Source organism: Myxococcus llanfairpwllgwyngyllgogerychwyrndrobwllllantysiliogogogochensis (assembly GCF_006636215.1).
Taxonomy (GTDB): Bacteria; Myxococcota; Myxococcia; order Myxococcales; family Myxococcaceae; genus Myxococcus; species Myxococcus llanfairpwllgwyngyllgogerychwyrndrobwllllantysiliogogogochensis.
The window spans coordinates 1-11,513 of sequence record NZ_VIFM01000334.1; the positions used below are offsets into that span (position 1 = coordinate 1).

10 protein-coding genes are annotated in these 11,513 nt (G+C 69.2%); 3 read left to right on the forward strand and 7 right to left on the reverse strand.

Annotated elements, in window-relative coordinates:
• Nucleotides 1–120: 120 nt before the first annotated feature.
• Nucleotides 121–1,566 carry a leucyl aminopeptidase gene (locus FJV41_RS44015; RefSeq protein WP_246137803.1) on the forward strand — a complete coding sequence of 482 codons (1,446 nt, stop codon included), beginning with the start codon at nt 121–123 and terminating at the stop codon, nt 1,564–1,566.
• 39 nt (nt 1,567–1,605) lie between these two features.
• Here FJV41_RS44015 and FJV41_RS44020 read toward each other — a convergent pair whose 3' ends face one another.
• Complete coding sequence (locus FJV41_RS44020) at nt 1,606–2,286, reverse strand: lysoplasmalogenase (protein WP_141648628.1); 681 nt, start codon at nt 2,284–2,286, stop codon at nt 1,606–1,608.
• A 51-nt stretch (nt 2,287–2,337) separates the two neighbouring features.
• Entirely contained in the window at nt 2,338–3,987 is a 1,650-nt protein-coding gene (locus FJV41_RS44025; protein ID WP_141648629.1) for an alpha-amylase family protein, read from the reverse strand.
• 133 nt (nt 3,988–4,120) lie between these two features.
• Between FJV41_RS44025 and FJV41_RS44030 the strand changes: the two genes are divergently transcribed.
• Nucleotides 4,121–5,083, forward strand: a complete 963-nt coding sequence (locus FJV41_RS44030) for a TIGR03885 family FMN-dependent LLM class oxidoreductase (protein ID WP_141648630.1) — start codon at nt 4,121–4,123, stop codon at nt 5,081–5,083.
• A 61-nt stretch (nt 5,084–5,144) separates the two neighbouring features.
• Here the strand turns inward: FJV41_RS44030 and FJV41_RS44035 are convergent, their stop codons facing one another.
• Together FJV41_RS44035 and FJV41_RS44040 are read right to left on the reverse strand one after the other, a co-directional pair.
• A complete protein-coding gene (locus tag FJV41_RS44035) occupies nt 5,145–5,579 on the reverse strand; it encodes a hypothetical protein (RefSeq protein ID WP_141648631.1) in 435 nt (144 codons plus the stop codon).
• A 303-nt stretch (nt 5,580–5,882) separates the two neighbouring features.
• A complete protein-coding gene (locus tag FJV41_RS44040; protein ID WP_141648632.1) occupies nt 5,883–8,321 on the reverse strand; it encodes a helicase-related protein in 2,439 nt (812 codons plus the stop codon).
• A gap of 174 nt (nt 8,322–8,495) precedes the next feature.
• Between FJV41_RS44040 and FJV41_RS44045 the strand changes: the two genes are divergently transcribed.
• Nucleotides 8,496–9,023, forward strand: a complete 528-nt coding sequence (locus FJV41_RS44045) for a DinB family protein (RefSeq protein ID WP_141648633.1) — start codon at nt 8,496–8,498, stop codon at nt 9,021–9,023.
• 100 nt (nt 9,024–9,123) lie between these two features.
• Here the strand turns inward: FJV41_RS44045 and FJV41_RS44050 are convergent, their stop codons facing one another.
• The 3 genes from FJV41_RS44050 to FJV41_RS44060 all read right to left on the reverse strand — a co-directional run.
• Complete coding sequence (locus tag FJV41_RS44050) at nt 9,124–9,954, reverse strand: alpha/beta hydrolase (RefSeq protein ID WP_141648634.1); 831 nt, start codon at nt 9,952–9,954, stop codon at nt 9,124–9,126.
• Between the two features lie 138 nt (nt 9,955–10,092).
• Nucleotides 10,093–10,596: a DUF4334 domain-containing protein gene (locus FJV41_RS44055; RefSeq protein ID WP_141648635.1), complete on the reverse strand. Its 504-nt coding sequence runs from the start codon at nt 10,594–10,596 to the stop codon at nt 10,093–10,095.
• A partial coding sequence (locus tag FJV41_RS44060; RefSeq protein WP_141648636.1) for an NAD(P)-dependent alcohol dehydrogenase occupies nt 10,593–11,513 on the reverse strand: 921 nt, incomplete at its 5' end. The genes FJV41_RS44060 and FJV41_RS44055, both read right to left, overlap by 4 nt.

Genomic DNA, 11,513 nt, shown 5'->3' on the forward strand with positions numbered 1-11,513 from the left:
TGGCGCGAGTGATTGCCTCTTGGTTGCCGCGCTGCCCCACCTGCCACCGCACCAACCCCCACCGCGACTCACGTCTCCTGCTCGGCCTCCCCGTCCACCCATCGGGCCCCTGACGCAGTAGTGCTAGGCATCCCTGTCGGAGTCGACGGGGAGGTCCCCCGTGAGCTGGGGCTCAGCCGGGCCCAGCTCAAGGCGGCTGGCTTTACGGGCAAGGTCGGCCAGTCCCTCGTCATTCCACGCGCGGAGGGTTCGGCGCTCGTCGTCGTCGGCATCGGAGAAAAGGCAGACAGTGACCTCGCGTCCCTGCGCGATGCCGCGGCGGCCTTCGCACGGGCGGCGGGCCACTACGTCCACCTCGGCTTCACGCTGCCGGACCTCGGCGGCATCGCGCCCGACGTCGCCGCGCAGGCGGTCGTCGAGGGAGTCCTCCTGGCGCGCTATCGCTATCGCCCGCTCAAGCGCACCTCCCAGCAGGAGCCGCCCCTGGAGGCCCTTACCCTGCTGTCGTCGTCGCTGCCCCTCGAAGAGGTGAAGCGCGGCGTCGAGCGTGGCCGAATCACGGCCCGGGCCACCGAGCTGGCCCGAGACCTCGCCAACGCGCCGGCCACGCTCCTCACCGCGCGCCGCGTGGAGGAGATTGCCCGCGTGGTGGCGGCCGCGTCGGGGCTGGACATCGAGGTCTTCGACGAGAAGGCCCTCGCGAAGATGGGCTGCGGCGGCATGCTCGGGGTGAATGCCGGGAGCGCGGAGCCTCCGCGCCTCATCAAGCTCTCGTATCGGCCGAAAGACGAGCGAGGCAAGGCCCTCGAGCCCCTCGGCCGCGTGTCGTTGATTGGCAAGGGCATCATGTATGACTCGGGCGGACTCGGCCTGAAGCCCAACGACCTGGTCCACGCCGCGATGAAGACAGACATGTCCGGCGCGGCCGCCATCCTCGCCGCCATGTCCACCTTGTCCGCGCTCGGCGTCAAGGCCTCCGTCACCGGGTATCTCATGTGCACGGACAACATGCCGGGAGGCAAGGCGATGCGGCTCGGCGACGTCCTGACGGCCCGGGGCGGGAAGACCATCGAGGTCCTGAACACCGACGCCGAGGGCCGGCTCGTGATGATGGACGGCCTGGTCCTGGCGACCGAAGAGAAGCCAGCCCCCGACGCCATCCTCGACATCGCCACGCTCACCGGAGCCTGTGAGCGGGCCCTGGGCAACGACAACGCCGGGGTCATGGGCAACCATCAGGGCATCGTCGACCAGGTGCGCGCGGCGGCCGAGAAGTCCGATGAGACGGTGTGGCAGTTCCCGCTCGACAAGCGCCTGCGGGGCGAGCTCGATTCAGAGGTCGCGGACCTCAAGAACATCGGCGGGGTGAACGCGGGTCAAATCACCGCGGGCCTGTTCCTGGAGGAGTTCGTCGACGGCATTCCCTGGGCGCACATCGACATGGCGGGGACGTCGCGAATCGACAGTGACAAGGCGTGGCGCTCCAAGGGGGCAACGGGCTACGGCGCGCGGCTGCTCATCGAGTTCCTGCGCTCATTCAGCGCGCCCAAGGAAACCCGCCACTGACAGGTGCGGCAAGGGGCGCCCGCCACCGCGCGGGCCCCCTCAAGCCAGGGAGTGCCCGGCGCTCGCGGGGTGGGCGCGCGGCCCGCGAGCTGAGACGGCGATGCTGAGCTGCGCGGCCCAGTACAGCAACATGATGGCGTAACCAGCGCCGGGCACGGGCTGCACGAAGAGCCTGATGGCGAGCAGTCCGTCACTGACGGCGAACAGCAGCGCTCCGGCGAACGCGGCCCGCTGCTCCAGGCGTGACAGGCCGGGCGTGCCCAGCATCGCCGCCGCGCGCCAGGTCATCGTGCAGATGACGGCGACATAGACTGACACGGGGAGCGCCATGTCCCCCAGGCCGGGCCACAGGAACACGCTGGCGCTCACGGCCAGGAGCAGGAAGGGCAGCGCCCTCACCCACTGGAGTCCGCGCGTCACGGTGAGGTACGCGGCGGTGTAGCTCACGTGGGCCAACAGGAAGGCGCCCAGGCCGGGCAGGAAGAACTCCGGCCCCAGGTCCAGCAACACGTCGCCGAGCAGCGACAGCCCCAGGCCCGCGAAGACCCAGCGGGCATAACGCTCCCGAGGGGGCCACTGCCACAGGAGCAGGCAGAGCATGGGCACCGCCTTCGTCATCAGCCGGACCTCGGGACGCCCCGTGTCCATCGCGAGGAGGAAGCCCACCGCGCCCACGACTCCGACTCCCGCGAGAATCCTCGACCCACCACCCGTCAGCATGGGTGGCAGCCTAGCGCGGCGCCGTCCCAGGCAGGTACGCGCCGCGAGCGCTCAAGCCGTGGCGGCGGGCACGTCGCGGGGCTCCATCCGGAACCACCGGTAGCCGTACCCCTCCAGCGTCACCCGATGCCGCCCTGCCTTGCCCGGCGCGGAGTGCGCCTCCGACAGGAGATGCACCAGCCGCGCCGGAGGCCCACCGGGCGAGAAGCCCACCTCGCACGCCTTGCCAGACAGGTTGTGCAGCATCACCAGCGTCTCGCCCTTCCAGTCGTAGCGCAGCGCGAGGACGTGCGGAGGCCTCACACGCAGGAGCTTCCACGCGCCCCAGCCCAACTCCGGGCACTCCTTGCGCATGCGCACCATGCGCTCCATCCAGTTGAGCAGCGAGGACGGGTCCCTGCGCTGTTGCTCGACATTCACCTGGGGGAAACCAAAGGGCGCCCTGGCCACCACCGGGCGGAAGGGCTCCGGCGCCCGGGTGAAGCCCCCATGGGGCTCGTTGGACCACTGCATGGGCGTTCGCACGCTCTGCCGCTCGTGCAGGGACAGGTCCTCGCCCATGCCCAGCTCGTCTCCGTACCAGAGCACCGGAGTGCCCGGCAGCGAGAGCATCAGGCTGAACGACAGCTCCAGCCGGCGACGGTCCGCCGCGAGCATGGGGGCAAGCCGCCTGCGCAGCCCCCGCCCATACAACTGCATCCTCGGCTCCGGGCCCAGCTCCGCGAAGACGCGCTTGCGCGCCGCCGCTGGCAGCCGCCCCAGGTCCAGCTCGTCGTGGTTGCGCAGGAAGTTCGCCCACTGCGCCAGGTGGGGCAGCCGGGGCGCGGAGCGCAGCGCCTCCACCAGCGGCGTCGCGTCCTCCGTCACCAGCGAGAGGAAGAAGTTCTGGTTGGCGGCGAAGTTGAAGACCATCTGCATCCGGTCTCCCTCCTTGCCGTAGAAGTTCATCACCTCGTCCATGGTGACATTGGCTTCCGCCAGGAGAATGGCATCCCCGCTGCGCCACGAGAGGAACTCCCTCATCCGGCTGAGCAGCGCGTACGGGTCCTTGTTCCCGTGGTCCTTCGTCCCCTTGAGCTCCACGAGGAAGGGAACCGCGTCCACGCGGAAGCCGGACACGCCCAGCTCCAGCCAGAAGCCCATCACCTTGAGCAGCTCCTCGCGCACGGCGGGGTTGGCGACGTTGAGCTCCGGCTGGAAGGGAAAGAAGCGGTGGAAGTACCAGCGCTTCACCGCGGGGACCTGCGTCCAGGTGGTGCTCTGCGAGCCGGGGAAGACCATGCCCTCATGCGCGTCGCGGGGCTTCTTGTCGGACCACACGTAGAAGTCATGGAAGCGGCTGTCGCGGCCCTTGCACGCGTCCAGGAACCACGGGTGCCTGTCGCTGGTGTGGTTGACGACCAGGTCGATGATGACGCGCATCCCGCGCTGCTTCGCCTGGTGCGTGAACTCCACGAAGTCACCGGGGGTCCCCAGCCGGGGGTCCACGCCATAGTGGTCGGTGATGTCGTAGCCGTTGTCGCGGTTGGGCGTCGGGTGGAAGGGCATCAACCACAGACAGGTGACACCCAGGCCGGCCAGATAGTCCAGGCGACGCTGGAGGCCGATGAAGTCGCCCACGCCGTCGCCGTTTCCGTCCATGAACGTCTCGACGTCCAGGCAGTAGATGACCGCGTTCTTGTACCAGAGGTCCTGAATCATCCGTCTCCCTGCGTGCAGGGTGGGGATGCCGAGGCAGAGGCGCCGCCACGACGTGACACATGCGTGCGACAGCGCACACTTGGTCATCAGGTGGACTCGCGAAACCAAGAAGGCGACACCACCGTGCGCGCGCATGCTCACGCTCGGCTACCACGCCTCCCACGAGCAGTTTCCTCCCAGCGAGCTGCTCCGGCTGGTGCATCGCGCGGACGCCGCGGGCTTCACGGCCGCGCTCAACTCCGACCACTTCCACCCGTGGAGCAACGCCCAGGGACACAGCGGCTTTGCCTGGAGCTGGATGGGCGCGGCCCTGGCGACCACGCGGCTGACGAGCGTGGGCGTGGTGAACGCGCCGGGGCAGCGCTACCACCCCGCCATCATCGCGCAGGCCCTGGGAACCCTCGCGGAAATGTTTCCAGGGCGCGCCTGGGCGGCGCTGGGCAGCGGGCAGCTCGTCAACGAAGGCGTGACGGGAGAGCCCTGGCTGCCGAAGGATGTGCGCAACGCCCGGCTGCGCGAGTGCGTGGACGTGATGCGCGCCCTCTTCCAGGGAGAGACGGTGACGCACCGAGGACTCGTCCGGGTGGAGGAGGCGAAGCTCTACTCACGCCCGGCCCAGGCGCCCCTGCTGGTGGGCGCGGCCATCACTCCCCAGACGGCGGAGTGGGTGGGGAGCTGGGCGGATGGCCTCATCACCGTGAGCAAGCCTCCCGAGGAGCTGCGGAAGATGGTGGAGGCCTTTCATCGCGGAGGCGGCGAGGGCAAGCCCATGTTCCTCAAGGTGCAGCTGTCGTGGGCCGAGGACGAGCAGGCCGCGCTCCAGGGCGCCATGGAGCAGTGGGCTCCGAACATCTTCGCCAGCTCCGTGCTCACGGACCTGCGCCGCCCCTCCCAGTTCGAGGAGCTTGCGCGCACGGTGCAGCCCAGGGATTTGGAGGGCCACGTGCGAGTGGCCTCCAGCCTCCAGCGCCACGTGGACTGGCTCTCCCAGGACGTGGCGCTCGGGTTCAGTCACCTCTACCTGCACAACGTCAATCGCTGGCAGGAGCCGTTCATCGACGCCTTCGCCGCGCGGGTGCTGCCAGCGCTGCGCTGAGCCCCTCACGTCAGGCGCATGCCGCCCCGGCACGGGCTTGGACCCGTGCCGGGGCGAGCCGTCACAGGACCTTGGCGAAGGTGATGGTGCCCGCGCCACTGGTGAATGTCACGCCTTGCGCGGTGAGACAATTGTCGAGGTCCGTCGTGAGGAGGGCCACGGTGATGACAATGGTCGCGCCGCTGAACTTCCCACTGCTCAGCGTCCCCGTATAGACGACGACCGCGCCCCCGGGGCGTACGTCGATGGTGGCGGTGACGGACGCGTTGCTCGTGGAGTTGTCATTCCAGTTGATGACCGCATCGAAGGTTGAATCTCCCGTCACACAGCTCAAGGTGCCGCCGCCAGTGGCGGTGAAGGTACCGGAGGGCAAGGTCAGCGGCACACCGACGCAGGGCCCGAAGCTTCCCATCGCCGTCGCGGAGATGGCCTGGGCTTCGAGCTTGATGCCTGGATTGTACGTCGCCGCGATGGTGCCAGGGCACTCCAGGGCCACGAGCTGCGCGCTCGCTGGACTGGCGAAGAGGACGACTCCGAATGTGAGAACAAGGAAGCAAGGGATTGACTGCGCACGACGACTGATCTGGCTGGACATGGGACTCCCTCGCTCGCGGGTGAACTTGTCTGACTTATGCGAGCGATATGCATTTGCGGGAAGTGATTGCGATGATTCAACCCATCCCCCAAGCGCCACCCGCACGACTCAACACGGGCATCGTACCTTCGTCCGAGGACAGGTCCCGCAATCCCAGCTCAATTCAATCCAACAGCCTCAATGAACAGCACCCGTCGCCAGCCCTCACTCCGGCTTGGGTCCGCCCGGGGCTCCCCGCGCACCCGTGCCGCTCTCCCGGGAGGAGGGATGCAAGCCCGCAGCCTGTTTCACTGCGGGGGAGTTCTGGCTCCCTCGACGGCGACGGCGGCGGCGCTTCATCGCGGCGCTCCCCGACGGCCCCCCCAATTCCCGGAGCACCACCGCGCGCGCGCCGGCCTCCAGCCTCAGCTCCTGCATGAGCGTCTGCGCCTGCCGCGCGCCGGACGGATGACGCAGCGCCTCAGCGAGCCGCTCGACGACATCGATTCGCAACGCCACGGAGCCCAGCACCTCGTACCCGAAGGCTCGCGCCTCCCTCGCGCCGAACACAGACGCCTCGAGCGAAACTTCACTCGGCACCCCCTTGGGTGCGGGCTTCTGGAGAAACAGCGCCGTCAGCATGCAGCGCCGCTCCATCGCCGGAGGCGACAGGGCGTTGGCCACGTAGAAGTAGCGTCGCCCCTCGCGGACGCCCAGCGTCCTCAAGCGCTCTCGCGACTCCCCGTCCATCAGCCCCCACTGCTCCCGGGCCTCGCCCTGGGTAATCACTCCCACCCCTTCCGCCAGGCGGTAGGAGAGTCCCCGCGTCACCGCGGAACGCCCCGCGCCGGTGAGGGACTCGGCGGGAAAACCTCCCATCGCCTCGGTGACCAGGTCCCTCGCCAGGGCGTTCAGCCGCCGCTCGAGCCGCCGCCGCGCGCCGCCCGTCCAGACCTCCGGCTCCGCCAGGGCCAACTGCGGCGAGCGCCGGTCCGTGCCGCGCACCAGTCGCGCCAGCGGCTGCCCCTCGAACGAGATGCTTCCCAACGCATCCACCTCGAAGGCCTCATGCGTCGCATCAACGACGCGCTGGACGAACTGCTCCTCCGTCAGCGCCGGGCCGTCCGCCCCCGCCACCTCACCCAGGAGGAGCCCCAGCTTGGCGAAGGGACTGTCGGAGCCGCTCCCGGCGACAGGCGCCGTGGCCCTCACGAAGCGCCGTGCGCTCCTGCGCGCGGCCCGCTGCACGAAGCGCTCGACGAGTCGCTCATGCAGGGCATCCCCCAGCGCATCCTCGATGTGGCGCGTGCGCTCCTGCCACTGCTCGGCGTCATGCAACCATGACGAGCGATGACTGATGTACGTCCAGATGCGGATGGCGGCGAGCCGGTCCATCAACGTGTGGAGGTCCCCCGAGACGTCGTCGAGCGGTGACACCTGCTTGCCGAGCCACGTCGCGTCCAACGTCCCATCGCCCTCGGCGAGTTGGAGGAACGTCTCCCGCAGCAGCCCGACGTGCTGGCCGAAGAGGCCCTTGCGGAAGTCGGGAATCTGGCAGACCTGCCACAAGAGCTCGACGCCCGCGCGGTCCGTCACCAGGTCCCGGACGGCGGGGACCTGGGAGAGGTCCTTCAGCGCATCGAAGTCATCCGCGCGCTCCACCCGGATGAAGGCGTTGTGGCGGGGTGCCCGGGTCAACGAGTCCAGCAGCGCCTCCGGGCTCGCGAAGTCCAGCTCGGCGTTGCGCCAGATGAGGCTGCGCACGGCGGGGAACTGGTGTGACTCGATGGAGGAGACCACCCGGGGGGACAGCTCGGACAGCGTGTTCAGGGTGCCAAAGCTGCCGTCGTTGAGGTGACGGCCCGCGCGGCCGGCGATCTGCGCCAGCTCATCCGAGAAGAGGTCTCGCTGCTCGGCGCCGTCGTACTTGGACAGCGCCGCGAAGGCCACGTGGTTGAGGTCCAGGTTCAACCCCATGCCGATGGCATCCGTGGCCACGAGGTACTGAACCTCGCCGGACTGATACATCGCCACCTGGGCATTGCGCGTCCGGGGCGACAGCGCCCCCAGCACCACGGCGACCCCGCCGCGCAGGCGCCGAAGCGACTCGGCCAGCTCGTACACCCGGTCCGCGGAGAACGCGACCACGGCCGAGCGCGGAGGCAGGCTCTTCAGGGAGCGCCGCCCGGAGTAGCGCAACTGGGACAGGCGCGTGGCGCGCTTCACCGAGGCGTGGGGGATGAGCGACTGGAGCATCGGCCGCATCGTGTCCGCGCCCAGGAACCAGGTCTCCTTGCGCCCTCGCGCATGCAGCAGACGGTCCGTGAAGACGTGCCCGCGCTCACGGTGGGCGGCGAGCTGGATTTCGTCCACCGCGAGGAAGTCGACCGTGCGGTCCAGAGGCATCGCCTCGACGGTGCAAATCCAGTAGTCGGGGCGCGGAGGCAGCCGCTTCTCCTCCCCTGTCATCAGGGCCACCCGCCCCTCGCCCACCCGGGCGGTCACCCGGTCGTAGACCTCGCGGGCGAGCAGGCGAAGCGGCAACCCCATCATCCCCGTGTCGTGCTCGAGCATGCGCTCGATGGCCCGGTGGGTCTTTCCAGTGTTCGTCGGCCCCAGCTCCGCCACGACGATGGCCGAGCGGCTGGATGGACTGGAGTTCATTGGCGGCAGTCTAACCGCGGGAGGGGCCCTGCGCCGCAGGCCGCGCGGGCTTCGCGGGCATGGCTGGGCGCTCGGCTCCACGAGCAGGGGCACGTGACGTCCCGGAACGTGGGTGACTTGACGCGCGCCACGCGCCATGGACGGCGCCTGGGGGCGCCCTCTAGCGTGGGGTCCATGACCCATCCCGTCAGAGACACCCTCCTCGGGCAGCTCGACATCGCCTGGGCGCTCACCCAGTACCATCTCGAGGGATTGACCACGGAGGAGTGCCTGCGCCGCCCGGGCCGGGTGGGCCTTCACGTTCAACAAGGCGCGGACGGACACTGGCGCGCGGACTGGCCCGAACACGAGGGCTATGACTTGGGGCCCGCGAGCGTCGCCTGGTTGACGTGGCATCTGGGCTTCTGGTGGTCGATGGTGCTCAACCACTCGTTCGCGGATGCGACCCTGACCAAAGAGGCCGTGTACTGGCCCGGCACCGCCGACGGCGTGCGCGAGTGGGTCCATCGACTGCACGGAGAATGGCGGGCCCACATCGAACGACTCGGCGACGAAGACCTGCGCTCGACGGAGCGCACGCGCTGGCCGCTGCAGGGCAAGCCCTTCGGAGACATCGTGGCCTGGGCCTCGCTCGAATTGATGAAGAACGCGGCGGAACTCGGCTACGCGCGGTTCGTCCTGGCGGTCTCCAAGGCGTCCTAGCCAGGCCACCGTCTGTCATTGCTGCCTTCATCCTGGCGGGCCGCTCGCGCGTCCCGGCCCTCTGCTCGGCGAGGACCGGGGCGCTGGGGCCGCGCCATGCTCAGCTCCGGACGGTGGCGTGCTGGGCGGCCCAGTTGAGGGCGAGGTCCGCGACGGCCTCCCAGCCCGGCTGCGCCACGGTGTAGTGCGAGCGGCCCTTGAGTTCCACGTACTCCGTCACCGCCTTCGACTTCGCGTAGCGCTTCACGTTCTCCCGCTGGATTTTCGCCGGGAGGATGATGTCCGAGTCACCCGAGAGGAACAGCAGCGGCGCGCGCTCGTCGTTCTTCAGATTCACGGTGACTTCGGAGTGCGGCGTCAGGTTGGCGAGAGCGCCCTGGAACAGCGCGCGGCCCGAGCCCGGCACGTACTGCGTGCGGTACACCTCGTCCGACTCCTCCTGCGTCAGCGTGTTGGTGAAGGCGTAGTGGAACTGCTCGGGCGTCATCGGCGCGGGGCGGTTCACATTGGCGGGGTTGAGCAGCGTGGACGCAGTCGACTTGATGGTGGTGAACGGCAGCGTGTAGACGCCCTTCACCGGCGCGGAGTGGATGGCGACGCCCGCGGCGCCCACGCCCCTGTCCAACAGCATCTGCACGAAGGCGCCGCCGTACGAGTGGCCCATGAGGATGGGCGGGGTGGGCAGCGCGCGGATGATGCGCTCGTAGTGGTCGACAATCTGCTTCACGCGCAGATTCTCCAGCGGCGTCGGGTCCTTCTGGAGCGCCTCCACGCCGACCTCCAGGCCGGGCCACGACGGGGCGATGACGCGGTAGCCGGCCTTCGTGAAGCGGTCAATCCACCCCTGCCAGCTCCTGGGCGTCATCCACATGCCGTGGACGAGGACGATGGTGTCGGGCTGGGTCTGGGTCTTCTGGACGGTGGCGCTCATGGCGTACTCCCTCTTGGGTTCACCGCGTCTGCCGCGGTGTGCGTTGCTGACAAGAGGAACAGTAGAGACCTGGGCGTCCGCGAAAAATGGGGCACCGGGCAGAGGACTGTTTCCACGCGGGAAACAATCCAGGGTGCCCTACGCGCCATCCCGGCGCAGCACGAAGAAGTACTGCGCCGCCATCCCCCGGGCGTCCATCACCCCCAGCAGCGTGTTCGCATCGACCTGTCGGAACACGTCATTCGTGGGCCAGTCGTCGTAGATCATCGTCGCGCTGACCTTGCCCCGGTACACCGTCAGGCGCAGGCGCGCCTTGAACTTCTCGGTCTCCACCGCCGCCCGGTGCGGACCCACGAGGCCGCGAATCGTCGGCGACGGCCACTTCCTCGGGTCGACCGGGAACACCGACGCGCGGTCCTCCGTGTAGAACAGCAGCGGGTGCACGCTCTCCTCGTCGACGAACCGCTTGCCGTACCAGCCCGTCGCACCGAGCATCCCATCCATCGGGTGCCCCGTATGGAGCTCACTGCCCTTCCAGGTGCCTCGCATGAACCCGAGCTCCACCGTGGGCAGGCTGTCGAACAACGCGAGCGCCTCTTGCGCGTCCAGCCGCCCCGCATTCACCGCTTCGTCGAAGGTCATCGCGTGTTTCCTCCGTGCATTCGCAGCACGGGCTTGATGGCCGTGCGCACTTCCATGTCGTGTACCGCGTCGTTGATGGCCTCGAAGTCGTAGGAGCGGCTCAGCTTCTCCAGCGGGAAGCGCCCCTCCGCGTGCAGCGCGACCATCCGGGGGATGAAGGTCTTCGGGTCCGCGTCCCCTTCGATGATGCCCACCAGCCGCTTGCCGTAGAGGAGGCGGGTCATCGACAGCGTCACCTCCGACGCCTCGGGGCTGGGAAGCCCCAGCAGGCCACACGTGCCCAGGGGCCGTGTCACGTCGAAGGCCTGGCGCAACACCTGAGGCATGCCCACGCACTCCAGCGCGAAGTCCACCCCGCCCCGGGTGCGCTTGAGCATCGTCTTCGTCAGCTCGGGCTCCGTCGCCAGGAACGTGTCGGTGGCGCCCAGCTCGCGCGCCAGCTCCAGTCGGCCCGCGTCCAGGTCCACCGCGAGGATGCTCGCCGCGCCGGCGACACGCGCCGCCATGACCGCCGCGAGCCCCACCGCGCCCACGCCGAAGACGGCGAGCGCCTGTCCGGACTGGAGCCGGAACGCCTCCAGCACCGCCCCGGCACCTGTCTGGAATCCACACCCCAGCGGCGCGAGCAATTCGAGCGGCGCCGCCCGGTCCACCTTCACCGCGTTGTGCCGGTGCGCCAGCACCCGAGTGGCGAACGACGACTGGTGGAAGAAGCCGGAGCGGATGGGCGCCCCGCGCCATCGCATGGGAAAGGAGCCATCCGGCCGCGCGCCGGAGAAGTTCCCCGCGTACCCGTGCTCGCAGTAGGCGGGATGCCCGCGCTCGCACGTGCCACACGCCCGGCAGGAGTAGTAGCTGAGCACCACCGCGTCCCCGGGCTCGAAGTCCGTGACGCCCTCCCCCACCGCCTCCACCAC

What these genes read in the sequence shown, in the direction of transcription:
- FJV41_RS44020 (WP_141648628.1), bottom strand. Translation starts at nt 2,286, where the DNA reads ATGCTGACGGGTGGTGGGTCGAGGATTCTCGCGGGAGTCGGAGTCGTG.
- FJV41_RS44025 (WP_141648629.1), bottom strand. Translation starts at nt 3,987, where the DNA reads ATGATTCAGGACCTCTGGTACAAGAACGCGGTCATCTACTGCCTGGAC.
- FJV41_RS44030 (WP_141648630.1), top strand. Translation starts at nt 4,121, where the DNA reads ATGCTCACGCTCGGCTACCACGCCTCCCACGAGCAGTTTCCTCCCAGC.
- FJV41_RS44040 (WP_141648632.1), bottom strand. Translation starts at nt 8,321, where the DNA reads ATGAACTCCAGTCCATCCAGCCGCTCGGCCATCGTCGTGGCGGAGCTG.
- FJV41_RS44045 (WP_141648633.1), top strand. Translation starts at nt 8,496, where the DNA reads ATGACCCATCCCGTCAGAGACACCCTCCTCGGGCAGCTCGACATCGCC.
- FJV41_RS44050 (WP_141648634.1), bottom strand. Translation starts at nt 9,954, where the DNA reads ATGAGCGCCACCGTCCAGAAGACCCAGACCCAGCCCGACACCATCGTC.
- FJV41_RS44055 (WP_141648635.1), bottom strand. Translation starts at nt 10,596, where the DNA reads ATGACCTTCGACGAAGCGGTGAATGCGGGGCGGCTGGACGCGCAAGAG.